The 24,439-nt window shown below is 72.4% G+C and carries 16 protein-coding genes and 1 pseudogene; 11 read left to right on the forward strand and 6 right to left on the reverse strand.

Annotated features, from left to right (window positions below; translation table 11 throughout):
* Positions 1-14 precede the first annotated feature (14 nt).
* The 3 genes from ACFCY7_RS05950 to ACFCY7_RS05960 all read left to right on the forward strand — a co-directional run bounded on the left by ACFCY7_RS05950 (position 15) and on the right by ACFCY7_RS05960 (position 7,357).
* Positions 15-743 carry a VIT1/CCC1 transporter family protein gene (locus tag ACFCY7_RS05950; RefSeq protein ID WP_376481703.1) on the forward strand — a complete coding sequence of 243 codons (729 nt, stop codon included), beginning with the start codon at positions 15-17 and terminating at the stop codon, positions 741-743.
* Positions 744-1,314: 571 nt separating this feature from the next.
* Positions 1,315-5,904 (forward strand): glutamate synthase large subunit, encoded by a 4,590-nt coding sequence (gene gltB, locus ACFCY7_RS05955; RefSeq protein ID WP_376481704.1) that lies wholly within the window; start codon positions 1,315-1,317, stop codon positions 5,902-5,904.
* Positions 5,897-7,357 (forward strand): glutamate synthase subunit beta, encoded by a 1,461-nt coding sequence (locus ACFCY7_RS05960; RefSeq protein WP_376481706.1) that lies wholly within the window; start codon positions 5,897-5,899, stop codon positions 7,355-7,357. Before gltB ends, ACFCY7_RS05960 begins: the two co-directional genes overlap by 8 nt.
* 135 nt (positions 7,358-7,492) lie before the next feature.
* Here the strand turns inward: ACFCY7_RS05960 and ACFCY7_RS05965 are convergent, their stop codons facing one another.
* The 3 genes from ACFCY7_RS05965 to ACFCY7_RS05975 form a co-directional block, all read right to left on the reverse strand.
* Positions 7,493-7,945 (reverse strand): hypothetical protein, encoded by a 453-nt coding sequence (locus tag ACFCY7_RS05965; protein WP_376481708.1) that lies wholly within the window; start codon positions 7,943-7,945, stop codon positions 7,493-7,495.
* A 316-nt stretch (positions 7,946-8,261) separates the two neighbouring features.
* Complete coding sequence (locus ACFCY7_RS05970) at positions 8,262-13,391, reverse strand: caspase family protein (protein ID WP_376481710.1); 5,130 nt, start codon at positions 13,389-13,391, stop codon at positions 8,262-8,264.
* Positions 13,392-13,495: 104 nt separating this feature from the next.
* Positions 13,496-14,623: an LLM class flavin-dependent oxidoreductase gene (locus tag ACFCY7_RS05975; protein ID WP_376481712.1), complete on the reverse strand. Its 1,128-nt coding sequence runs from the start codon at positions 14,621-14,623 to the stop codon at positions 13,496-13,498.
* Between the two features lie 96 nt (positions 14,624-14,719).
* Between ACFCY7_RS05975 and ACFCY7_RS05980 the strand changes: the two genes are divergently transcribed.
* Both ACFCY7_RS05980 and ACFCY7_RS05985 read left to right on the forward strand, forming a co-directional pair.
* Complete coding sequence (locus ACFCY7_RS05980; protein WP_376481714.1) at positions 14,720-15,304, forward strand: PadR family transcriptional regulator; 585 nt, start codon at positions 14,720-14,722, stop codon at positions 15,302-15,304.
* Positions 15,295-16,014, forward strand: a complete 720-nt coding sequence (locus tag ACFCY7_RS05985; RefSeq protein ID WP_376481716.1) for a VWA domain-containing protein — start codon at positions 15,295-15,297, stop codon at positions 16,012-16,014. Before ACFCY7_RS05980 ends, ACFCY7_RS05985 begins: the two co-directional genes overlap by 10 nt.
* Here the strand turns inward: ACFCY7_RS05985 and ACFCY7_RS05990 are convergent.
* Positions 16,009-16,953: an aldo/keto reductase gene (locus tag ACFCY7_RS05990; protein ID WP_376481717.1), complete on the reverse strand. Its 945-nt coding sequence runs from the start codon at positions 16,951-16,953 to the stop codon at positions 16,009-16,011. The genes ACFCY7_RS05985 and ACFCY7_RS05990 overlap by 6 nt on opposite strands.
* A 55-nt stretch (positions 16,954-17,008) precedes the next feature.
* On the opposite strand from ACFCY7_RS05990, the gene ACFCY7_RS05995 reads away from it, so the two are divergent.
* From ACFCY7_RS05995 to ACFCY7_RS06015, 5 genes and pseudogenes are all read left to right on the forward strand, one after another.
* On the forward strand, positions 17,009-17,389 hold the full coding sequence (locus ACFCY7_RS05995; RefSeq protein ID WP_376481719.1) for a MerR family transcriptional regulator: 381 nt from the start codon (positions 17,009-17,011) through the stop codon (positions 17,387-17,389).
* Between the two features lie 51 nt (positions 17,390-17,440).
* A pseudogene (locus tag ACFCY7_RS06000) lies at positions 17,441-17,812 on the forward strand (VOC family protein); the annotation flags it as partial.
* Positions 17,813-17,958: 146 nt separating this feature from the next.
* Positions 17,959-18,474, forward strand: a complete 516-nt coding sequence (locus ACFCY7_RS06005; RefSeq protein ID WP_376481720.1) for a pyridoxamine 5'-phosphate oxidase family protein — start codon at positions 17,959-17,961, stop codon at positions 18,472-18,474.
* A gap of 55 nt (positions 18,475-18,529) precedes the next feature.
* Positions 18,530-19,150, forward strand: coding sequence for a TetR/AcrR family transcriptional regulator (locus tag ACFCY7_RS06010; RefSeq protein WP_376481722.1), 621 nt, complete (start codon positions 18,530-18,532; stop codon positions 19,148-19,150).
* Between the two features lie 363 nt (positions 19,151-19,513).
* On the forward strand, positions 19,514-21,274 hold the full coding sequence (locus tag ACFCY7_RS06015) for a DEAD/DEAH box helicase (protein WP_376481723.1): 1,761 nt from the start codon (positions 19,514-19,516) through the stop codon (positions 21,272-21,274).
* Here ACFCY7_RS06015 and ACFCY7_RS06020 read toward each other — a convergent pair.
* Positions 21,199-22,101: a tyrosine-protein phosphatase gene (locus ACFCY7_RS06020; RefSeq protein WP_376481724.1), complete on the reverse strand. Its 903-nt coding sequence runs from the start codon at positions 22,099-22,101 to the stop codon at positions 21,199-21,201. The two genes, ACFCY7_RS06015 and ACFCY7_RS06020, sit on opposite strands and share 76 nt — an antisense overlap.
* Positions 22,102-22,372: 271 nt before the next feature.
* On the reverse strand, positions 22,373-22,858 hold the full coding sequence (locus ACFCY7_RS06025) for a MarR family winged helix-turn-helix transcriptional regulator (protein WP_376481726.1): 486 nt from the start codon (positions 22,856-22,858) through the stop codon (positions 22,373-22,375).
* Positions 22,859-22,974: 116 nt separating this feature from the next.
* Between ACFCY7_RS06025 and ACFCY7_RS06030 the strand changes: the two genes are divergently transcribed.
* On the forward strand, positions 22,975-24,375 hold the full coding sequence (locus tag ACFCY7_RS06030) for an MFS transporter (RefSeq protein WP_376481728.1): 1,401 nt from the start codon (positions 22,975-22,977) through the stop codon (positions 24,373-24,375).
* The last annotated feature ends 64 nt before the right edge of the window (positions 24,376-24,439 follow it).

Here is a 24,439-nt window from a genome sequence, read left to right on the forward strand (position 1 = left end):
ACGAGGGGAGAGCCATGTCCATCATCGAAGCTCAGGCGCCGCTGCACGAGGCCCACCGCGACAACCACACCCACCGTGACGTGAACGGCGGTTGGCTGCGGCCGGCGGTGTTCGGCGCGATGGACGGACTCGTCTCCAACCTCGCCCTGATGACCGGAGTCGCGGGCGGCTCGGTCTCTTCGCAGACCGTCGTCATCACCGGCCTCGCCGGCCTCGCGGCCGGCGCCTTCTCGATGGCCGCCGGCGAGTACACCTCCGTCGCCTCGCAGCGCGAGCTCGTCCAGGCCGAACTGGACGTCGAGCGCCGCCAGTTGCGCAAGCACCCGGTCGACGAGATGGAGGAGCTCGCCGCGCTCTACGTCTCCCGCGGCGTCGAGCCCGCGCTCGCCCGCGAGGTCGCGATGCAGCTGTCGAGGGACCCCGAGCAGGCGCTGGAGATCCACGCCCGCGAGGAGCTCGGCATCGACCCGGACGACCTGCCGTCGCCGATGGTCGCCGCCGTCTCGTCCTTCGGCTCGTTCGCGCTCGGCGCGCTGCTCCCCGTCCTGCCGTACCTGCTCGGCGCGACCGCGCTGTGGCCGGCGGTGCTGCTCGCGCTCCTCGGCCTCTTCGCCTGCGGCGCCCTGGTGGCGCGGGTGACCGCCCGCGGCTGGCTGTTCAGCGGGATGCGCCAGCTCGTCCTGGGTGGGGCCGCCGCGACCGTCACGTACGGGCTCGGCATGCTCTTGGGTGCGGCGTTGTAGCCCCGCACGCCCGCGCCGGCGTGGATCCCGTATCCGCGCCAGCGCGGATCCTGTGTCCGCGGCGGAACGGATTCCGTAGCCGTACAGACGGCCCGGAGGCCCCCTTGAGGGGCCTTTCGGTCTTTTCGGGGCGACTTTTCGGGATGCAAGCCGCGGATCGGCTGTGACGTATCTCCCTGGTCCGATCCTTCGCTGCGATGAGACACTATGCGGGACGCCACATATGTAGCCGGTTACTCGGCGGTTTCGAACTCGTGACCAACGGGAATGAGGCATGAGCGTCACGGGGCAATGGAGCCCCCTCGGGCGGGCAACGATGCCCGCCCAGCGACGGACCGCCGGAGATCCGGAGATCCTCCGAATCCTTCGATCCGTCCCCCGCGGGGCAGCCCCTGTTCCCGCACCCCACAGGTGAACCCACACCACCGCTCCGTATCGGCGGTGTCCGCATGCTGGAATGAGCTATCCACTTCGCGAGAAGCCAGCCATCATGTAACCTGCACGAAATTTCGCGGAGGGCCAACGTCGTCCCTCGGTATCTGCATATGCCACGACGACGACGGGAGAGCCGATGCGTTCCGACGCCTGGTCGCCCATGGACGGTCGCCCCGCTCCGCAGGGGATGTACGACCCCCGTAACGAACACGACGCCTGCGGTGTCGGGTTCGTGGCCACCCTCACCGGTGTAGCCAGCCACGCGCTGGTCGAGCAGGCGCTGACCGTACTGCGCAACCTCGAGCACCGCGGCGCCACCGGCTCCGAGCCCGACTCCGGTGACGGCGCCGGCATCCTGCTCCAGGTCCCGGACGCCTTCCTCCGCGAGGTCGCCGGATTCGAGCTCCCCGAGGCCGGCGCGTACGCCGTCGGCATCGCCTTCCTCCCCGAGGACGGCACCGACGAGACCGCCGCCGCGATCGAGACGATCGCCGCCGAAGAGGGCCTCACCGTCCTCGGCTGGCGCGAGGTCCCCGTCGCCCCCGAGCTGCTCGGCGCCTCCGCCCGCGCCACCATGCCGGTCTTCCGCCAGCTCTTCGTGGCTGGGGGTACCTCCCAGGCCGAAGGCTCTGGGGGAGGCGAGACCACGGGCATCGCGCTGGACCGCAAGGCGTTCGTGCTGCGCAAGCGCGCCGAGCGCGAGGCCGCGACCTACTTCCCGTCGCTCTCCGCCCGCACCATCGTCTACAAGGGCATGCTGACCACCGGCCAGCTGGAGCCCTTCTTCCCGGACCTGTCGGACCGCCGCTGCGCCACCGCCGTGGCCCTGGTCCACTCCCGGTTCTCCACCAACACCTTCCCGAGCTGGCCGCTGGCCCACCCGTACCGCTTCGTCGCCCACAACGGTGAGATCAACACCGTCAAGGGCAACCGGAACTGGATGACCGCCCGCGAGGCCCAGCTCGACTCCACCGTCTTCGGCGAGGGCTCCCTGGAGCGGATCTTCCCGATCTGCACCCCGGACGCCTCCGACTCGGCCTCCTTCGACGAGGTCCTGGAGCTGCTCCACCTCGGCGGCCGCTCCCTGCCGCACGCGGTCCTCATGATGGTCCCGGAGGCGTGGGAGAACCACGAGACCATGGACCCGGCCCGCCGCGCCTTCTACCAGTACCACTCCACGATGATGGAGCCCTGGGACGGCCCGGCCTGCGTCACCTTCACCGACGGCGTCCAGGTCGGCGCGGTCCTCGACCGCAACGGCCTGCGTCCCGGCCGCTACTGGGTCACCGACGAGGGCCTCGTCGTCCTCTCCTCCGAGGTCGGCGTCCTCGACATCGACCCCGCCAAGGTCGTCCGCAAGGGCCGCCTCCAGCCCGGCAAGATGTTCCTCGTCGACACCGCCGAGCACCGCATCGTCGAGGACGACGAGATCAAGGCCGCCCTCGCCGCCGAGCACCCCTACGAGGAGTGGCTGGAGACCGGCGAGATCGAGCTCTCCGACCTCCCCGAGCGCGAGCACATCGTGCACACCCACGCCTCGGTCACCCGCCGCCAGCAGACCTTCGGCTACACCGAGGAAGAACTCCGCGTCATCCTCGCGCCGATGGCCCGCACCGCCGGCGAGCCCCTCGGCTCCATGGGCACGGACTCGCCGATCGCGGCGCTCTCCGCCCGCCCGCGGCTGCTCTTCGACTACTTCACGCAGCTGTTCGCGCAGGTCACGAACCCGCCGCTCGACGCCATCCGCGAAGAGCTGGTGACCTCGCTGCGCTCGTCGCTCGGCCCCGGCAGCAACCTGCTCGAGCCCACCTCCTCGTCGTGTCGCAGCGTCACCCTGCCCTTCCCGGTGATCGACAACGACGAGCTGGCCAAGCTCATCCACATCAACGCCGACGGCGACATGCCCGGCATGAAGGCCGCGACGCTCTCCGGCCTCTACCGGGTCTCCGGCGGCGGCGACGCCCTCGCCGCCCGCATCGAGGCCATCTGCGCCGAGGCCGACACCGCCATCGAGGGCGGCGCCCGCCTCATCGTGCTCTCCGACCGGCACTCCGACGCCGAGCACGCGCCGATCCCCTCGCTGCTGCTCACCGCGGCCGTCCACCACCACCTCATCCGCACCAAGCAGCGCACCAAGGTGGGCCTGCTCGTCGAGGCCGGTGACGTCCGCGAGGTCCACCACGTCGCCCTGCTCATCGGCTACGGCGCCGCGGCGGTCAACCCGTACCTCGCCATGGAGTCCGTCGAGGACCTGGTCCGCGCCGGCACCTTCATCGAGGGCCTGGAGCCCGAGCAGGCCATCCGGAACCTGATCTACGCGCTCGGCAAGGGCGTCCTCAAGGTCATGTCCAAGATGGGCATCTCCACCGTCGCCTCCTACCGCGGCGCCCAGGTCTTCGAGGCCGTCGGCCTCGACGAGACCTTCGTCGCCACCTACTTCAACGGCACGGCCACCAAGATCGGCGGCGCCGGCCTCGACGTCGTCGCCAAGGAGGTCGCCGCCCGCCACGCCAAGGCGTACCCCGCCTCCGGCGTCCCCTCGGCGCACCGCGCCCTGGAGATCGGCGGCGAGTACCAGTGGCGCCGCGAGGGCGAGCCGCACCTGTTCGACCCGGAGACCGTCTTCCGCCTGCAGCACGCCACGCGCAACAAGCGGTACGACATCTTCAAGAAGTACACCGAGCGCGTGAACGAGCAGTCCGAGCGCCTCATGACGCTCCGCGGCCTGTTCGGCTTCTCCGCCGAGCGGGAAGCGATCTCGATCGACGAGGTCGAGCCCGTCTCCGAGATCGTCAAGCGCTTCTCCACCGGCGCCATGTCGTACGGCTCCATCTCCCGCGAGGCGCACGAGACCCTCGCCATCGCCATGAACCAGCTGGGCGCCAAGTCCAACACCGGTGAGGGCGGCGAGGACCCGGACCGCCTGTACGACCCGGCGCGCCGCTCCGCGATCAAGCAGGTCGCCTCCGGCCGCTTCGGCGTCACCAGCGAGTACCTGGTCAACGCCGACGACATCCAGATCAAGATGGCCCAGGGCGCCAAGCCCGGCGAGGGCGGCCAGCTGCCCGGCCACAAGGTCTACCCGTGGGTCGCCAAGACGCGTCACTCGACGCCCGGCGTCGGCCTCATCTCGCCGCCGCCGCACCACGACATCTACTCCATCGAGGACCTGGCTCAGCTGATCCACGACCTCAAGAACGCCAACCCGGTCGCCCGCATCCACGTGAAGCTGGTCTCCGAGGTCGGCGTCGGCACGGTCGCCGCCGGTGTCTCCAAGGCCCACGCGGACGTCGTCCTCATCTCCGGCCACGACGGCGGAACGGGCGCCTCGCCGCTCACCTCGCTCAAGCACGCCGGCGGTCCCTGGGAGCTCGGCCTCGCCGAGACCCAGCAGACCCTGCTGCTCAACGGCCTGCGCGACCGGATCGTCGTCCAGACCGACGGTCAGCTCAAGACCGGCCGCGACGTCGTCATCGCCGCGCTGCTCGGCGCCGAGGAGTTCGGTTTCGCGACCGCGCCGCTCGTCGTCTCCGGCTGCGTCATGATGCGCGTCTGCCACCTGGACACCTGCCCGGTCGGCATCGCCACCCAGAACCCGGTCCTCCGCGACCGCTTCTCCGGCAAGGCCGAGTTCGTCGTCAACTTCTTCGAGTTCATCGCCGAGGAAGTCCGCGAGCTCCTCGCCGAGCTGGGCTTCCGCACCCTCGAAGAGGCCGTCGGCCACGCCGAGCTGCTCGACACCAGCCGTGCCGTCACGCACTGGAAGGCGCAGGGTCTCGACCTGGAGCCGCTCTTCTACGTGCCGGAGCTGCCCGAGGGCGCGGTCCGCCACGCCCGCATCGAGCAGGACCACGGCCTGGAGAAGGCCCTCGACAACGAGCTGATCCAGCTCGCCGCCGAGGCCCTCAACGCGGCCACCGCCGAAGAGGCCCAGCCGGTCCGCGCCCAGGTCGCGATCCGCAACATCAACCGCACGGTCGGCACCATGCTCGGCCACCAGGTGACGAAGAAGTTCGGTGGCGCCGGCCTCCCGGCCGACACCGTCGACATCACCTTCACCGGCTCCGCCGGCCAGTCGTTCGGCGCCTTCCTGCCGGCCGGTGTCACCCTCCGCCTGGAGGGCGACGCCAACGACTACGTCGGCAAGGGCCTCTCCGGCGGCCGCGTGATCGTCCGCCCGGACCGCGGCGCCGACCACCTGGCCGAGTACTCGACCATCGCGGGCAACACCATCGGATACGGCGCGACCGGCGGCGAGCTCTTCCTCCGCGGTCGCACCGGCGAGCGCTTCTGCGTCCGCAACTCCGGCGCCCTCGTCGTCTCCGAGGGCGTGGGCGACCACGGCTGCGAGTACATGACCGGCGGTACGGCCGTCGTCCTCGGCGAGACCGGACGCAACTTCGCGGCCGGCATGTCCGGCGGCGTCGCGTACGTCGTCGACCTCGACCGGGACAACGTCAACTCCGGCAACCTGGAGGCGATCGAGGCCCTGTCGGACACCGACAAGGCGCAGCTGCACGACGTCGTGCGCCGCCACTTCGAGGAGACCGGCTCCACGGTCGCCGAGAAGCTCCTCGCCGACTGGGACGCCGCGGCGGCCCGGTTCAGCAAGATCATCCCCACCACGTACAAGGCAGTGCTCGCCGCCAAGGACGCCGCTGAGCTCGCCGGTCTCTCCGAGACCGAGACCACCGAGAAGATGATGGAGGCTGCGTCCCATGGCTGACCCCAAGGGCTTCCTGACCACCGGGCGTGAAGTCGCCCAGACCCGACCGGTGAGCGAGCGCGTCCGGGACTGGAACGAGGTCTACGTTTCCGGCTCCCTGCTGCCGATCATCAGCAAGCAGGCCGGCCGCTGCATGGACTGCGGCATCCCGTTCTGCCACAACGGCTGCCCCCTCGGGAACCTCATCCCCGAGTGGAACGACTACGCCTACCGCGAGGACTGGGCGGCGGCGTCGGAGCGGCTGCACGCCACCAACAACTTCCCGGAGTTCACCGGCCGCCTGTGCCCGGCTCCGTGCGAGTCCGCGTGCGTGCTCGGCATCAACCAGCCGGCCGTCACCATCAAGAACGTCGAAGTCTCCATCATCGACAAGGCCTGGGACGCCAACGACGTCACGCCGCAGGCGCCCGAGCGCCTCTCCGGCAAGACCGTCGCCGTCATCGGCTCGGGCCCGGCGGGTCTCGCCGCCGCCCAGCAGCTGACCCGGGCCGGCCACACCGTCGCCGTCTACGAGCGCGCGGACCGCATCGGCGGCCTCCTCCGGTACGGCATCCCCGAGTTCAAGATGGAGAAGCGGCACATCAACCGCCGCATCGAGCAGATGCGCGCGGAGGGCACCAAGTTCCGCACCGGCGTCGAGATCGGCCGCGACATGCCGGCCACCGCCCTGCGCAACCGGTACGACGCGGTCGTCATCGCCGCCGGCGCCACCACCGCCCGCGACCTGCCCGTCCCGGGCCGCGAGCTGGCCGGCATCCACCAGGCGATGGAGTACCTGCCGCTGGCCAACAAGGTCGTCGAGGGCGACTTCGTGGCCCCGCCCATCACCGCCGAGGGCAAGCACGTCGTCGTCATCGGCGGCGGCGACACCGGCGCCGACTGCGTCGGCACGGCCCACCGCCAGGGCGCGGCCTCGGTCACGCAGCTGGAGATCATGCCCAAGCCGGGCGAGGAGCGGAACCCCGGCCAGCCCTGGCCGACCTTCCCCATGCTCTACAAGGTCACGTCGGCGCACGAGGAGGGCGGCGAGCGGGTCTACTCCGTCTCCACCACCCACTTCGAGGGCGACGAGGACGGCAACGTCCAGTTCCTCCACCTCATCGAGGTCGAGTTCGTCGACGGCAAGCTGACCCAGAAGCCGGGCACCGAGCGCAAGATCCCCGCCCAGCTGGTCACGCTCGCCATGGGCTTCACCGGCACGGACGTGGAGAACGGCCTCGTCTCCCAGTTTGGTCTGGACCTCGACGAGCGGGGTAACATCGCCCGTGACGCGGACTTCGCCACCAATGTCGATGGCGTCTTCGTCGCCGGTGACGCCGGCCGCGGCCAGTCCCTCATCGTCTGGGCCATCGCCGAGGGCCGCTCCGCCGCCCGTGGCGTGGACCGCTACCTGACCGGAGCCAGCTCCCTGCCGGCCCCGATCCGCCCGACGGACCGTTCCCTGATGGTCTGATCCGTCCCCCCCCAAGACGTCCCGTACAACGACGTGCGGAACTGAGCGCGGCGCCCCCCGAATGTCCCCGACCGGACGACTGGGTGGGCGCCGATGCGCGTCTCGGCACCGGGCGCGCGCCCCCGCGGTCCCTCCCTAGCTCTTCCCGGGAAAGATCCACGTCAGCAGCGACGCCGTCGACACCGCCAGGACCCCCGCGAGCCCCATCCACCGCGCCCATCCGGTCATCCGGCGCACGGCCTCGGCCCGCCGCCTCTCGTACCGCAGCAGATACTCCGCGCCCGACCGCAGCTTCCGGCCCGGCGACTCGTGCACGGCCGTCACCATCAGCCACGACGCGAGCAGGAGCAGCAGGAACGCCCCCGCGAGCAGTCCGATCACCCACCACCGCGGCCCGGTGGTCATCTTGCTCAGGTTCTCCTGCCCCTTCAGCACGAAGACGACCGTCAGCAGACCGGTCAGCGTGGTCAGGAAGTTCCGGTACCCCTCCGCCTGCTGAAGCGCCGCCCTCAGCTGCTCGGGCGGCGTCGCCATCGCCAGTACGCGCTCGTCCGCGTCCCGCAGCTCCGCGGGCGTGAACTCGTTCACCGCCGGTTCCCCCGCGGCCGCGCGATCCAGAACGACGCCCCGCACCCCTGCTCCACCCCCGCCGGACGGTCCACGTGCCACGTCTCGCACGCGCACCGCGCGTACCTCGGCGCGGTGTCCTCGGCCTCCGGCCCCCGCGACGACCCCGGGCCCTTCGTCACGTACTGCACGTCCTCCCACGCCCGCCGGGTCACACACCGGCACTCGGGGCACTCGCCCGAGGCCTCCACCCGCCCCCCTCCCCGCGACTCCCACAGGAACGTGGTGACGGGCGAGGTCAACGGTCGGTCCGTGACGCGGTAGGGAACAGCGGAACTCATGGGCGCGGGCCTCCAGTGGTGGTGGGAACTATCAGCTCGAAGAGCCGTTGGTACCGGCGGAGCCTTTCGAGGACCTCCTCCTCGGACAGGTCCGTCTCCTCCGAGCAGAGCAGTACGTGAGCGGCCTCCACCGCCCCCTCGACCGCCGGCGCCCGACCCGTCAGCCGCGCCGTCAGCACGATGACGTCCCGCCAGTCCGGCACGATGTCGCGCTCGTCCCCGGTGGGTGCCTCGACCGTCACGTCGAGCCCGAGGCAACGGAAGGGCGCGTACCGCTCGTACGCCTTCCCGAGCGTCCAGCCGAAGCGGCCCGCGACGAGGACGAGTTCGAGGGGGCCGAGGGTGCCGGGACCCAGCAGCCCCGGATCGAACGCCGCCAGATCGAAGTCGTCGGGTGCGAAGCGCTCCAGCGCCTCGGCGTCGGGGCCGGTGAAGGGGCCGGGGAGGGTGGGGCCGCCTACGGGGAGGAAGGCCTGGGCGGTGCGGACGGTCTCGCCGAGGCCGCCGGGTTCGTAGACGGCGTGGGCGAGGAGCTGTCCCAGGGTGAGGGCGCTCCGGAACGCCATGTTGCGGCCCCTGCCCAGCTCGAAGAGGAACCGGAACCCGACGCTCGGGGTGAGCGCGCTGAGGGAGTCGGGGAGATCGGCGACCGGCAGGGGGAAGGGCAGGCCGAGGGGCGCCAGGCGCCCCGCCTCGGTGCCCAGTGTCGACCTGCTCCGGGACGCGAGGTGGATCAGCGGTTCGATCCCGAGACCGAGGGTGTCGAGATCCCACCGCCCGTGGCCGTACTTCGAGAACGGGTGCACGATCTCGAGCAGATCGTCGACGGCGGAGTCCTCGGTGATCCGCTCGCCGTGGGCTTCGACGAGCGACAGGCAACCCGGTGCGAGGAGTCCGCAGGCATCCAGATGGCGCAGGTCCTGACGCGTCGACGCGAAGTCGGACGGAGTGGCATGCCGCAGTGCGGCGGTCACACGCCAAGGGCCGAAGGGGCCGGACTCCTCCTCCGGCCACGGAACGAGGGAGGCGACCCATGGGGGGACCGTCCAGTCGGTGACCGTGTCGGGGACCGGTGGTGCCGATACACCGGTCGCGGGCGTGAGGGCGTTGATCTGCTCCACCACGCGGCCCATCGGGATGCTCATGGCCCGGGAGCGTTCCAGGACGTCGAGCATGGTCAGGTCGCCTTCGAGCCATGGTGATTCGCCGTCCACCCCCCGTGACAGGAGACGGCGTTCGTCGCCGTTCAGGGCGCGATGGGCGAGAGTCGCGGGCGAACACCCCGTACCCAGGAAGAAGCCGAACGGCTTCAAGCTCTCGATCCGGTCGACGAGGTGCCTGCGCTGCTCGACGGAGGGGGCGTCCACGAGGAGGTCGACGGGGTGGGCGACCCCCTTCTGCCAGTGGGCCGCCCCCACCTCCGTGAAGAAGGCGGCGATCCTGTCCGACTCGGAGAGGACGTCCGCCTCGACCTGGGGGATGTCGTTCCAGCCCGGTAGCGGCAGGCGGCTCGCGAGGTCCCGGACCGTGGCGAGAGCCTCGGACAGGGGCACGTTGTGGGTGGCCGTGATCGGAAGGATCGCGGTGAGGGCCGGATCCGGTCCTCCCGCTTCGGGTCCGGTGTCCACCGGTCCGTACGCGGCGCAGAGGTCGGCCGCGACCACGGTCGGGAACATCTCCCGGAGCGCACTGATGTCGGCGATCTCGGGCACCTTCAATCCGGCGATGGCGAAGCGCCGTTGGGCGCGTACGGCCGCCGTGAGGGATTCACCGGCGAGCGCGGCCACGCGCAGCGGCCCCGCCCAGGACCCGCTGGGCGCGCCGCGCCCGAAGACCAACATGTCGAGTCCGACGGGATCGGGGTACCCGCGAGGCGCGAACGCTTCCCGCGCGCCACCGAGAACGCCCAGCAAGGAGGTGCGCCACCGATGGTGCAGGGCGCCCTCGTGCAACCGCTCCGGCCCGAAGGGGCGAATGAGTTGGTGCTGGCTCAGCGATGCCTGGTCGGGCGGGTGGCATCCCACCTTGCGCAGGGGGAAGGACGAGGCGGCCAGGCTGCGTTCCTCGTGCGTCGGGTGCAGGACTCCCACCGAGTCGTCGGCCAGCGAGTCGAAGATCCTCACCGCCAACCGGGGCTCCTGGCCGGCGAGTTTCCACAGCCACCGCAGCGACACCTCCTCGAACGCGGCGACCGCCTCGGGCACGCCGGCCAGGACCCGGCGCGTCACCCCCTCCTCGTCGTAGCGCAGCAGACCGTTGCGGTCGACGGTGGGCACGGGCTGGTCCCGCTCGCGCAGGTTGAAGACGTATCCGTGCACGTCGGGCGCGTTCCTGACGACGACGCCGTCGAGCAGCAGCTGGCCTCGGCCCTGGACGATCCACGCGTCGTCCCCGGCTCGGGCGGGCGCGGTGGTCCAGTGCTCCGAGGCCTGGAGCCGGCCCGGTGTCCATTCCTCCGATCGGATCGTCCCGCCCTCCCGGTCCAGCTCCACCGCCGTCACCCGGTGGTCGCTCACCCACAGCAGGCTGCGCAGGGTCTCGACGAGGGAGGGCGTCGGTTCGCCGTCGGCGTTGAGGTAGAGGCGGACGGTGGTGCCGCCGCGCTCGGGGGCGGCGGAGGTCTCGACGATCTCGAGGAGCCCGGAGCCGGATTGGATGGTGGCCTGGAGGGGGGCTTCGGTACGGGACGGGATGCCGTGGAGGTCGATGGTGGAGGTGGTGACGACGACTTCCTCGGCGAGCATGAAGTAGCTGAAGACGCCGATGCCGAAGCGGCTGTTGAAGGGGACGGGTTCGATGCGGGCGCGGCGCCAGTTGCGGCGTTCCTGGACGAAGTCGGGGTCCTGCTCGTAGCGCTTGCCGGCGCGGGCGAACATGGAGGTGAGCTTCTTGCGGCTCATGCCGGTGCCGGTGTCGCGGCACTCGATGTAGGGGCGGTCCGCGTCGTAGCCCTGGACGAAGGTGATGTCCGGTTCGCGGCCGGTGTCCGTCGCCCCGCACTTGCCGATCTTCCGGCCGTACGCGGTGCGGAGCTGGCGGTGGCGGCAGGCGTCGAGGGCGTTCTGGTAGAGCTCGCGGACGGCGAGCATCTTGTCGCCGTAGAGCTGGGTGCCCATGAGGAGGGGGCGGATCTCGTCCTCGGCGAGGCGGAAGCGCTCCAGGGGCTTGGTGTACTGCTGCGCCAGGGGCTCCAGGAACTCGGTGGTGACCTTGCGGGGGATGCCGCGCAGGAGGTCGGGGGCGGTGGTGCGGGCCTCCTTCCAGCCCTTGTGCCGTGCGCGGACGGAGGCGTCGGCGGTGGCGGCGAGTTCTTCCAGGGCGGCGTGGAGGGCGGGGTGGGGGCAGTGGAAGTTGACGGCGAGGTCGTGTGCGCCTTCGGCGTCGTTCGGGGCGTGCAGCCGGTACTCGGCGAGGGCCGCGACGACCTCGGAGGGGACCAGGCGCCGGTGGGCGGAGCCGAGGTGGTCGACGAGCGCGCTGGACATGCGGCGGGGGTCGGCGGCGAGGAGGGAGGCGAGCCAGACGAGGTAGGCGAGGTCGCGGGCGCGCCAGGCGTTGCCGGTGACGGCCGGGTGTTCGCTCCAGCGGAGTTCGCCGGTGTGGTCGATGCGGGGGCTGCTGCCGGGGGCGACGGTGACGTGGGCGAGGACCTGCCGGATCTGGCGGTCGATCAGGGTGCGGTTCTGCGCGGAGGGTTCGCCGGGTCCGGCGGCGGCGACGGCGGTGACCACGCGGTCGATCAGGTGGTCGATCGCCGCGTAGTCGCCCGTGCCGTCCCACAGGAGGTCCCAGTCGGCGATGAAGCGGTGCCGCAGCCAGTGGTCGGCGGCCGTGGCGGGTGCGGGGAGGTGGCGCCGGCGCAGGGTCTCGGCGGTCTGGGCGACCTGGGAGTGGGCCCGGGAGACGTCGCGGGCGGCGTCGCACACCAGCCGGCCGTGGGAGGTGGTCACGGCACGGCCCCTGCCGTCCTCGCTGCGGTCGATGCGGTCCGGCCGCAGTGCCGCGAGTTCGCTCAGGGCGACGGCGACGACGCCTTCGTGGAGCAGGGGAGCGGCGAGCAGCGCGGCCGTCTCGGCGGGGGAGAGGAGTTCGCGGCCGGTGAGGCCGGCGGCTTCGACGAGGTGGCCGAGGCGTTCCACGACCCGGAGCGGGTAGGCGGGATCGCTCCAGGGGGTGGCGAGGGCCGAGTCGGTGCCCAGCCTGCTCTTGGCGACCTCGCGGGCCAGGTCGCCGAGGCGTTCCTTGACCCGTTCGTGGACGGCGGTCTGCGAGGTGTGCTTCCAGAGGACGGAGGCGTCGACGGCCTCGGTCCAGAGCTCGGTCTCCTCGGAGCCGTCGCACAGGACGAGCCGGGCGGCGAGCTCCTCCGCGCACTGGAACTCGACGGCCGGCGGGGGTTCCGTGAGGAGGGAGGTGAGCCGGTCGACCCGGGCGCGGACGAAGGCGTGGACCTCCTCGAACGTCCGGGGCGGGCTGTGCGGCGACAGGGCCTCCGAGAGGGCGATGCCGAAGTAGCTGCCCTTCTCCGGGTCGGCGTAGGCGGCCTGTCCGGGGCCGCAGCCGCGGAGCCACGCCACGTTCTCGTACGAGGAGTCCACGAGGCGGGTCAGGCGCGGCGGCGTGGCGGTGGGCGGCTGGTCGGTGCGGCACGTGTCGAGGGAGACGACGACCGTGACGCCGTCGGGGACGGTGCCGAGGAGGACGTCGGGCGCGGTTTCGAGGATGGTCTGCGCGATCAGGGAGCCGTCGGCCCGGGGGCGGGCGTCCGAGGTGAGGAGGTACTCGCGCTCGGCGACGGTGACCCCGTGGGCGGAGACGTACAGGAAGGCGGTGTCCCCGGCCGCGCAGGAGAGGAGGAACTCCTCCACGGCGCTCACGATCGAGCCCACGCCCGTGTTCCGCCGCTCCGGGTTCGGGTGGCCGGGGTGGAGGGCCTCCACGGTGTAGCCGGATTCGGCGAGGGCGGTGCCGACGAGTTCGACGTCCCGGTCGACGAAGCCGAGCGGCGGGTAGCGCCGGGCGAGGTCCTCGTCGCGTTCCAGGAACTCGGTCCGGCCCACTCCGATGAGCAGCGCCCGCCTTCTTCCGGTCGCCTGCTCCTCGGTCGTGTCCGTCGCCGTGCCCACCCGTGCCCCCAACTCCCCTGCCCTGCCCCGCCGGACGTCCATGATTCCAGAACGGGCGTGCCGACCAGGGGTGGTTGGGGCGATGCGGTCGGCTCACCGGTCCGTCATGCGGGGCCCGCCGGTTCGCGGAAGTGGGGGATGACCTTCGTGCCCCACTGGCGGATGGTCTCCAGGCAGACGTCCTGCGGGACGGTGCCCATCTGGATGAGGCACATCACCTCGTCGACGCCGATCTCGCGGAGCCGTTCGACGTAGGCGATCGCGGTGCCGGCGTCGCCGTAGGCGTGGTCGGTGTTGTAGGTGCCGGTGTCGACGGGGCGGGCGGGGACGTTCGCCTCGTGGAGGCGGGCGATCAGCTTCTCGCGCTCCCGGTCGAGGGCGCCGGTGTGGTCCTCGTCCTCCGCGTGGCCGGTGGGGGCGGGGGCGCCGGAGTACCAGTGGGCGATCGACTCGGCGAAGAAGCGCTGGCCGCGGGTGCCGAGCCGGAGGGCGCGGTCGGCGTCGTCGAGGACGGTCGTCGGGCAGAGGGCGGAGAAGTGGTCGTTGACCTCCGTGGACACGAACCGGGAGCCGTCGCGTGCGGCGATGGCCTCGTCGTACACGGCCCGCATCGCGCGGACGTCGTCGGCGCCGGCGAAGCCCATCACCAGGGCTCCGATGCCGAGTTCGGCGGCCTGTCGGAGCGATTCGTGCTGCGAGCAGGCCATGAAGAGGGGTGGGTGGGGGCGTTGGACGGGGCGGGGCAGGACGGCGCCGGGGCCGATGTCGAGGGTGCCGTGCCACGTGAACTCCGGCTCGCGCCAGGCGGAGGCGAGGATCCGCAGGGCTTCCTCCGTCTGCGGGCGGGTGTCCTCGGGGCGCACGCCGAACATCCGCATCTCCTGGCGGGTGGCGCCCCGGCCCGCGCCGATGTCGACGCGGCCGCCGGAGAGCACGTCGAGCATGGCGGTCCGTTCGGCGACGCGGACGGGGTGCTGGTAGCCGAAGGGCATGGTGACCACGCCGTGGCCGACGCGGAGGGTGCGGGTGCGGGCGGCGACCCAGGTCAGGAAGATCTCGGAGGCGCTCATGTGGGCGTACCGGGTGAGCGAGTGGTGCTCGACCGCCCAGATGCGGTCGAAGCCCATCTCCTCGGCGAGGACGGCCTGTTCGACGCAGTCGTGGAGGACGCGGTGTTCGCGGTCGGGGGTGGGGTCGACGAGCTGTGCTTCGAAGATCATGGAGAACTTCAACGGGAGCTCCTCCCGGGAAAGCCGACACGGCTATGCCTAATCGAAATACTTCTAGCAGGCATAGGTGGAGGAGGGAAGAGCCGTAGACTGCCGTCCGTGGCGGACGAAGAGACCCTGCCGGGGCTGCCGGCGACGAGCTGGGCGGTGCTCGGACTGCTTTCCTTCGGACGGGAGTTGTCCGGCTACGACGTCAAGAAGTGGTCGGACCGGTCGCTCGGCCTCTTCTACTGGAGCCCGTCGTTCAGCCAGGTCTACGGTGAGCTCAAGCGGCTGGAGAGCGCCGGTTACGCCACCTCGCGCCTGGTCGCCCCGGAGACGGGCACGCGCGACAAGCGCGTCTACCGGATCACCGACGAGGGTCTCGCCGCCGTCCGCGCCTGGGCCCGCACGGCCCCCCTCGACCCGCCGGTGCTCAAGCACGGGCCGATGCTGCGGCTCTGGCTCGGCCACCTCCTCGAACCCGAGCGGATGCGGGAGGTCCTCGCCGGGCACCGGGAGTACGCCGAGGGCATGCGGCGGCGCGCCGAGGCGGACGCGGCCGACGCGGGGGCCGACGAGGCGTGGGCGTTCCCCCGCCTCACCCTCGCCTGGGCCGAGCGGTACTACACGGCCGAGCGCGACCTGGCCGACGCCATGCTCGCGGACATCGAGGAGTGGGAGAGGAAGCGTCCATGGCACTGAGCCTGCGGAAGGTCGAGGAGACCGCGCCCGCGCTCGTCAGCCTCTACAAGTCGGCGGGGGCGTCGCTCCAGCGGCACGGGATCAGCGGGCAGCGGGTCGCCGTGTACCTGGTGGTCGACTACTCGGGGTCGATGAAGCCGTACTACGGCAACGGCAGCGTCCAGGCGCTGGCGGACCGGGTGCTGGGCCTGTCCGCGCACTTCGACGACGACGGCCGGGTGCCGGTGGTCTTCTTCTCCACCGACATCGACGCGGAGACCGACATCCGGCTGGACGGTCACGCGGGGAGCATCGACCGGATCGTCGCCGGTCTCGGGCACATGGGGAAGACGAGCTACCACCTCGCGATGGACGCCGTCATCGACCACTACCTGGACAGCGGTTCCACCGCGCCCGCGCTGGTCGTCTTCCAGACCGACGGCGGGCCGATCAACAAGCTGGCGGCGGAGCGGTACGTCTGCAAGGCGGCCCGGTTGCCGATCTTCTGGCAGTTCATCGGCTTCGGCGACCCGGGGAGCCGGCAGTTCGAGTTCCTGCGCAGGCTCGACGAGCTGGACGTGCCGGCGAAGCGGCCCGTCGACAACGCCGGCTTCTTCCACGCGGGGCAGGACCCGAACCGGGTGCCGGACGAGGAGCTGTACGACAGGATCGTCGGCGACTTCCCCGCGTGGCTGGCCGCGGCCCGGGCCCAGGGCATCGTCCGGTCATGAGCCCGACGCCGCCGCGGCCTCCTTCGTGACCTCCGTCGTGACTTCCTTCGTGACTTCCCTGTCGAGGCGGGCGAACTGCTCGTCGGTGAGGGTGACGTCGAGGGCGCCGAGGTTCTCCAGGAGATGGGCGGCCGAGGACGTGCCGGGGATGGGCACGAGGTGCGGGGCGCGGTGGAGGAGCCAGGCCAGGGCCGTCTGGGACGGGGTGGCGCCGACCTCGCGGGCGACCCGGGCGACCGGGCCGTCGGGCCCCGCGTGCCCGCCCATGGCGACCGGGAAGAAGGGGACGAACGCGATGCCGCGACCGGCGGTGTGCTCGACGACGGCCTCGTGGTCGCGGGTCGCGAGGTTGTAGAGGTTCTGGACGGCCGCGACGGGGGCGACCGCCTCGGCGGCCTCCAACTGGGCGACCGTCACCTCGGACAGGCCGATGTGGCGGACCTTGCCCTCCTCCTGGAGCCGGCGGAGGGCGCCGACCTGGTCGGCGAGCGGGACGCTCTCGTCGACGCGGTGGAGGTAGAGGAGGTCGATGCGCTCGGTACGGAGCCGGCGGAGGCTCAGTTCGGTCTGCTGGCGCAGGTAGGCGGGGTGGCCGAGCGGCACCCACTCGGTGGGGGAGGGGCGCACCACGCCGACCTTGGTGGCCACGGCCACCTCGTCGCCGTACGGCTCGAGGGCGTCGGCCAGGAGCTCCTCGCCGGCCCCGAGGGCGTACGCGTCGGCCGTGTCGAAGAGGGTGACGCCCGCCTCGGCGGCCGTCCGCAGCAGGGCCAGCGCCGCGGCCCGGTCGGTCGGGGCCGTCCAGATGCGGGCCTCGGGGCCCGTCGGGTCGCCGGGGCCGTCGGCGAGTCGCATCGTGCCGTACCCGACACGCCGGACCGGAAGGTCGCCGCCGAGCCGGAATATCGTCGTGTCCGAGGACTTCGTGTCGTTCGTCATGCCCGGAACCGTAGGAGCTCACATGGATGTGAGGTTCAAGCACGGACGGGTGGATGTGAGGGGGATCACAGTGAAGATCGGCGAGCTGTCGCAGCTGACCGGCGTGAACGTCCGGCTGCTCCGCTACTACGAGGAGCAGGGCCTCCTCGCGTCGGAACGGACCCCGGGCGGGCAGCGGGTGTACGGCCCCGACGCCCCCGCCGTCGTCCGCCGGATCCGGTCCCTGCTCGGCGCCGGGCTGCCGACGCGGGTCATCTCCGAGGTCCTGGACTGCGTCTGCGGCAGCGAGGCGGAGATCGAGCCCTGCCTCAGCCCGATGCTGGTCGCTCAGCTCGACGCCATCGACGAGCGGATCCACGACCTCCAGGGCACCCGCTCCTCGCTCGCCGCCCTCGTCGCGGCGGCCGAGGGCACGCAACTGGCCGCCGCCGACTGACGGGTGGTAATTCACTGGCCCGCGGGGCGGTCGAGGGCGATCATGCGGTCCATGACTTCTCTCGTGCGCCACGTGACCATCGACTGTGCCGACGCCTACGCACTGGCGACCTTCTGGGCCGGAGCCCTCGACTCCAAGGTCTCCGACGACGACCAGCCCGGCGACCCGGAGGCGCTCGTCGAATCGCCCGGCGCGAACATCCTCTTCATCCAGGTGCCGGAGCCGAAGGCCGTCAAGAACCGCGTCCACCTCGACCTCCAGCCGCAGGACCGCACGCGCGACGAGGAGGTCGAGCGGCTGCTCGCCCTCGGCGCGACCCTCTTCGAGGACCACCGGAACCCGGACGGCACCGGCTGGGCGACCCTCACGGACCCCGAGGGCAACGAGTTCTGCGTCGAGCGCAGCAAGGCGGAGCGCGCCGCGACGGCCTGAGTGCCGCGCCCGCCCGAGGGCCGCGACCTCCCACGCGCCCGAGGGCCGCGACCTCCCACGCGCCCGAAGGCCGCGACCTCCGTCCGCCCGGAGTAATCCGGACAGGAGGTGACGGGTATCCGGTGTTTCCTGGACGCATGGGAGACACCGGAACCGGAACCACCTGGTCGGCCTTCGAGGCCGCCGAACCCGAGTTCGCCGCGACCGTGCGGGAACGCTTCGGGCAGTACACGCACCACGCCCTCGCGACCGTACGGAAGGACGGCTCGCCCCGGCTCAGCGGCATCGAGGCCGACTTCCGCTTCGGCGAGCTCTGGCTCGGCATGATGCCGAACTCCCGCAAGGCCCTCGACCTGCGCCGCGACCCCCGCTTCGCGCTGCTCGCCAACCCGGGCGCCGGCACCGGCATGGGCGGCGGGGACGTCCGCGTCTCCGGGCGCGCGGTCGAGGTGACCGACCCGGAGGCCGTCGGGCGGTACGCGGCCGAGGCGGGCGCCCCCCAGCCCTTCCACCTCTTCCGGGTGGAGCCGGCCGAGATCGTCCGGACCTGGGTCGACGGCGAGGAGATCGTCTTCCGCACCTGGACCCCGGGACGCCCGACCCGGACGATCCGGCGCGGCAACGACGACGGCCCGCCGCGCAGGGACGGCTGAGCCGGGGCGGCGGCCGGGCGTCGTCGCCCGGCGCGGGTGGGACCAGAATGGGCACGTGCCGACGACCAAGAAGAAGAAGCAGGTGAACGCCGCCGCACCCGAGCGGCGCCGGGAACTCCTCGACACGGCGGCCGAGGTGTTCGCCGCCCAGGGGTACAACGCCACCACCGTCCGCAAGATCGCGGACGCCGCCGGGATGCTCGCCGGCAGCCTCTACTACCACTTCGACTCCAAGGAGTCGATGCTCGACGAGATCCTCTCCGGCTTCCTGAACGAGCTGTGGGAGGGGTACGACGCCGTCCTCGATGCCGGCCTCGGCCCCCGGGAGACCATCGAGGCCCTCGTCACCGAGTCCTTCCGCGAGATCGACCGGCACCGCGCCGCCGTCGCGATCTACCAGAAGGAGTCCCGGCACCTCACCGACCAGCCCCGCTTCCACTACCTGACCGACTCGCAGCGCCGGTTCGAGAAGGCCTGGCTCGGCACGCTGGAGCGCGGTGTCGCCGACGGGGTCTTCCGCGCCGACCTGGATGTACGCCTCACCTACCGGTTCGTCCGCGACACCGTGTGGGTCGCCGCGTCCTGGTACCGCCCCGGTGGCCTCCACAGCCCCGAGGAGATCGCGCGGCAGTACCTGTCGATGGTGCTGGACGGGATCGCCGTACGCACCGCCTGACGGGAGCCCTGATCGGAGCTTTGGCCGGAGCCCTGACCGAGAACTCTGATCGGAGCCCTTGCCGGGCCCCTTGCCGGACCCCTGGCCGGGTCCCTTGCCGGGCCCCCGTCCGCCCGGCCGCCCTGTGAGGTCGCCCACGTCGGCCGGGTCTGGGCTGGTCTGATCCGTCCGGGCATCGGGCGGGCGGGGCGGGAAGGTCCTGAGGCGCACTATTGTTCCGGTAGAGACATCCGGGGCTCGTTTCGCGTGTTCCGGGAGAAACAGCCGGGGCCCGTATCGCGTGTTCCGGGTAGAGCAGCCGGGGCCCGCACCGTGCAGGTGCGGGCCCCGGCTGTGCCGCGAGCACCGGCCAGGAAGGCACGCATGACCCGCTCCGAACGCCCCAAGCGCAGCCCCCGCAGTACGCAGGCGAAGTCCACGTCGCAGCCGAAGGGAGCCCGCGGCGGCCGCCGCCCCACGGCGCCTCCGCCGCCGGCCGAGTTCACGCCGCCGGAGTCGGTGACGCCCGCGCTGCCCGCGGTGGCCTCCTTCGCCGACCTCGACATGCCCGAGGGCCTGCTGCGGATCCTCGGCGAGCAGGGCGTCACGGAGCCGTTCCCGATCCAGGCGGCGACGCTGCCGAACTCGCTGGCCGGCCGTGACGTGCTCGGCCGGGGGCGTACCGGCTCCGGCAAGACCCTCGCCTTCGGCCTCGCGCTCCTCGCCCGCACCGCGGGCCGCCGCGCCGAGCCGACCGCGCCCCTCGCGCTGGTCCTGGTGCCCACCCGCGAGCTCGCCCAGCAGGTGACCGACGCCCTCACGCCGTACGCCGGCGCGCTGCGGCTGCGGCTCACCACCGTCGTCGGCGGCATGTCGATCTCCCGGCAGTCGTCCGCGCTGCGGCGCGGTGCCGAGGTCCTCATCGCGACCCCCGGCCGCCTGCACGACCTCATCGAGCGGGGCGACTGCCGACTCGACCAGGTCGCGATCACGGTCCTGGACGAGGCCGACCAGATGGCCGACATGGGCTTCCTGCCGCAGGTCACGAAGCTCCTGAAGCAGGTCGAGCCCGGCGGTCAGCGGCTGCTCTTCTCGGCCACCCTCGACCGGAACATCGACAAGCTCGTCAAGATGTTCCTCGACGACCCGGTCGTGCACTCCGTCGACCCGTCGGCCGGCGCGGTCACCACCATGGAGCACCACGTCCTGTACGTGGCCGACGAGACCGACAAGAAGGCCGTCACGCTGCGGATCGCGGCCCGCGACGGCCGGACGATCCTCTTCATGGACACCAAGCGGTCCGTGGACCGGCTGGTCAAGCGGCTCCTCGCCAACGGCGTCCGCGCCTCCGGCCTGCACGGCGGCCGCTCGCAGCCGCAGCGCAACCGGACCCTGGACCAGTTCAAGACCGGCCAGGTCACCACGCTCGTCGCGACGAACGTGGCGGCGCGCGGCATCCACGTCGACGACCTCGACATGGTCGTGAACGTGGACCCGCCGATCGACCACAAGGACTACCTGCACCGCGGCGGCCGCACGGCCCGCGCCGGCGAGTCCGGCAGCGTCTTCACCCTGGTCCTGCCCGAGCAGAAGCGCGACATGGGCCGGCTCATGTCGAACGCGGGCATCAGCCCCCGCACCGCGCAGATCAAGTCCAGCGACGAGCAGCTCGCCGAGCTGACCGGCGCCCGGGAGCCCTCGGGCGTCCCCGTCGTCATCGAGACCCCGCAGCCGACCCCGCCGCGCAACGCGGCGGGAACCGGCGGCGGCCGCCGCCGTCGCGGCGGTTCCGGCGGTGCGTCCGCGGGTGCGGGCCGCTCCTCCGGCTCCGGTGGTACGGCCTCGGGCCGCGGCTCCGGTGCCACGGCCGGCTCCGGGCGCGGCGCGTCCGGCGCGGGCCGTGCGGCGGCCGGTGCGGGTCGCGGGACGGGCACGGGCCGGGGCACCGGTACCGGCACCGGCTCCGGCCGGGGTTCCGGCGCGGGAGCCGGCGCGGGAGCCGGGCGCGGTGCCGCCTCCGGTGCCGGTGCCGGTGCCGGTGCCGGTGCGGGCGCGGGCCGCGGCGGACGTCAGGCGTCGAGCACCAGCCGTTCGCGCAGCGCGAGCAGCACGCGCGGCTCCAGGCCGAGGCCGACCGACACGTAGCGGAACAGGCTCCCGTAGGAGGTGCGGACCTGGTCCAGGGTGGTGTCCAGGTACTCCGTCCGCACCTCCTGGAGCGGCACGATCAGCTCCGGGTTCTGCATGAGCCCGGCCTGCTTCAGTCCCTCCCGGACCCGCGCGTCGTACGCGGCGCGGAAGGTGTTCGAGGCCAGGTAGTCCGCGCGGGCTGCGCTCGCGGGCACCCCGAGCAGGGTCAGCAGCAGCCAGCTCGTCCAGCCGGTGCGGTCCTTGCCCGACGTGCAGTGCACCAGCAGCGGCCCCCGGCGCGGGTCGGCGAAGTCCCGCAGGGTGGCCGCGAGCGCCGCCCGGTTCGCCGGGTCGGTGACGAAGGTCCGGTACACCTCGGTCATGAACGCGGCCGCCCGCCCGCCGCCGAGCATCTCCTCCTGCCGCACGGGGTCGCGCGAGCCGATCGCGGCGAGCAGCTGCCCGAAGAGGCCGTTGTCGGTGACGGGCCGGGCGACCGGGGCCGTACCGGCCGGCAGCCGGTCGGCACCGTCGTACCCCACCTCCAGCGGGATCCGCAGGTCGACCACGGTCCCGAGGCCGAGCGCGCCGAGCGCGCCCAGATCGGCGTCGGTGAGCTTGCCGAGGTGGTCGCCCCGGTAGGCGAGGCCGTGCCGGACCCGGGCCCCGTCGTAGGTGAGGTATCCGCCGAGGTCGCGGACGTTGACCGCGCCCTGGAGCGGGATCCGGCGGATGGTGTTCGCGGCCCGGGGGCCGGGGCGGGCCGTCGCGGGCACCGGGGCGGCGGCGAGCAGGGCGGTGGTACCGCCGGCGGTGAGCAGGGCGCGTCGGGACAGGGGCATGGCTGGACTCCCTTGCGGACTGACGGACGTACGGCGGCGTGCCGTACGGCTGACGGACTCGGGTGGGGCAGCCGTGGGCGGACGGGCCCGCGGAGTGTCAGGGGCACGGACCCGAGGGGTCACGGGCTCGGATCGGTCACCTTTCCACCAAACGCTTGTTAGGTGGTTTCCCGCGAGGAAGGTAGCAGCCGACGGCGCCGGACGGGAGTGCCGTGCGCGCCCCGGCGGAATCCGGAGCGGCGGGGGCCGGGGGCCGGGGAGTCGAGGGGGGCTAGCGGGTGCCCTCGCCGAGCCGCTTGGTCGCGGCGCGCTGGCGGTCGGTCGCGCCGGTGAGGAAGCGGGTGATGGTCTCCAGCTCCGCGGTCGTGAACTCCTCGTAGAGCTCGTGCACTTCGCGGGCCCAGTCGTCGAAGAGGGGGGCCAGCTCGGCCAGTTTCTCGGGGCGGGGCTCGACGAGGATCCGGCGCTTGTCCGTCGGGTGCTTCACCCGGCGGACGAAGCCCTTGCGTTCGAGGCGGTCGACGAGGCCGGTGACGGAGGCGGGCGCCAGGCCGGAGTGCTCGGCGAGTTCCTTGGCGGTGAGCGGGCCGTGCCGTTCGAGCAGGTCGAGCGTCTTGGTCTCGGTGGCACCCAGGTCCTGCTGGGCCGCGACGGCCGAGTGGAAGGCGACGGAGGCGGCGCTGGAGTCGCGGCCGGCGGCGGTGAGGGCGGCGACGGCCGCGGCGCGCGCCTCGGTGTCCTTCTTGCTCGTGGGCATGGGGGGAGCCTAGCAAAATTCATTTAGTTCGCCCGAACGAAAGACTTGCGATCGAGGGTCGGCGTGTGCCACTTTTTATTTCGTTAGGCCGAACGAAATAAAAGGAGGAGGCCGACATGTCCGCGACCGCCACGACCGACACCACCGCCACCGGCGACCCGTACACCGTCCACCCGCGCCGCTGGGCCGCCGCCGTCGTCATGATGGTCGCCGCCCTGATGGACCTGGTCGACGTCACCATCGTCAACGTCGCCCTGCCCTCCCTCGGGCACGGGCTCGGCGCCTCCGAGAGCGCCCTCCAGTGGACCGTCTCCGCCTACCTCCTGGGCTTCGCCGCGACCCTCGTCGTCGCCGGCCGGCTCGGCGACCGGTACGGCCGCAAGGCGCTCTTCCTCGCCGGCACCGCCGGCTTCGGCCTCGCCAGCCTCGCCTGCGGCCTCGCACAGACCCCCGGCCAGCTGATCGCCGCCCGCGCCGTGCAGGGCGTGACCGCCGCCGTCCTCATGCCGCAGGTGCTCGGCTCCTTCCACAGCCTCTTCCGGGGCAAGGACCGCGGCAAGGTCTTCGGCATGTACGGGGCCGTGGCCGGCTTCGCCTCCGCCATCGGGCTGCTGCTCGGCGGCGTCCTCACCGACGCCGACCTCTTCGGGCTCGGCTGGCGCAGCGTCTTCCTCGTCAACGTCCCCGTCTCCCTCCTCACCCTCGCCGCCGCCGTCGTCCTCGTCCCGGCCACCCGCGAACGCGCCGCGGCCCGGCCCCCGCTGCTCGGCAGCCTCCTCCTCGCCGCCGGACTCGTCGCCGTCGTCCTGCCGCTCGTCCAGGGCCGCAGCTGGGACTGGCCGCTCTGGGGCTGGGCCCTCCTCGCCGCCGGAGCGGCCGCCGTGACCGGGGTCGCCGTACGCGGCTCGGTGCTGCCCCGGCGGACCTTCACCGTCCCGGCCTTCTCGTACGGCCTCGCCGTCCAGCTCCTCTTCGCCTTCGGCATGCAGGGCTTCTTCCTGGTCCTCGCGATCTGGCTGCAGGGCGGCCAGGGCTACACCCCGACCCAGGCGGGCGTCCTGATGGCCGCCTTCTCCGCCGGCGGCTTCCTCACCGCCCCCGCCGCCGAACCGCTCGCGGTCAGACTCGGCCGGTACGTCCCCACCGCGGGCGCCCTCCTCATGGCGGCCGGCTACGGCTGGGTCTGGTACGCCATGGAGGCCGCCGCACCCGTCCACACCGGCGCCTGGCCCCTGGCCCCCGGCCTCGCCGTCGCGGGCGCCGGCCTCGGCCTCCTCGTCGTCCCCCTCGTCGGCATCGTCCTCTCGGCCGCCCCCGCCGAACTCGCCGGCGGCGCCTCGGGCGCCTTCGCCACCGCCCAGCAGTTCGGCGGCGCCCTCGGAGCCGCCGCCATCGGCACCGCCTGGTTCGCCGACCTCTCCCTCAAGGCCGCCATGCCCTGGGTCCTCGCGGCCTACGCCCTGTGCGCCGCCCTGAGCCTGCGGCTCCCCCGCACAGCGGTCACCGACGGCGAGTGACGCGCCCTTCCCGCGGGCTTCCCGCCGGGAGAGTCCGTCCGGGCGCGGCGCCTCCACCCGGAGG

It is taken from the genome of Streptomyces sp. NPDC056361 (assembly GCF_042262805.1).
GTDB lineage: Bacteria > Actinomycetota > Actinomycetes > Streptomycetales > Streptomycetaceae > Streptomyces.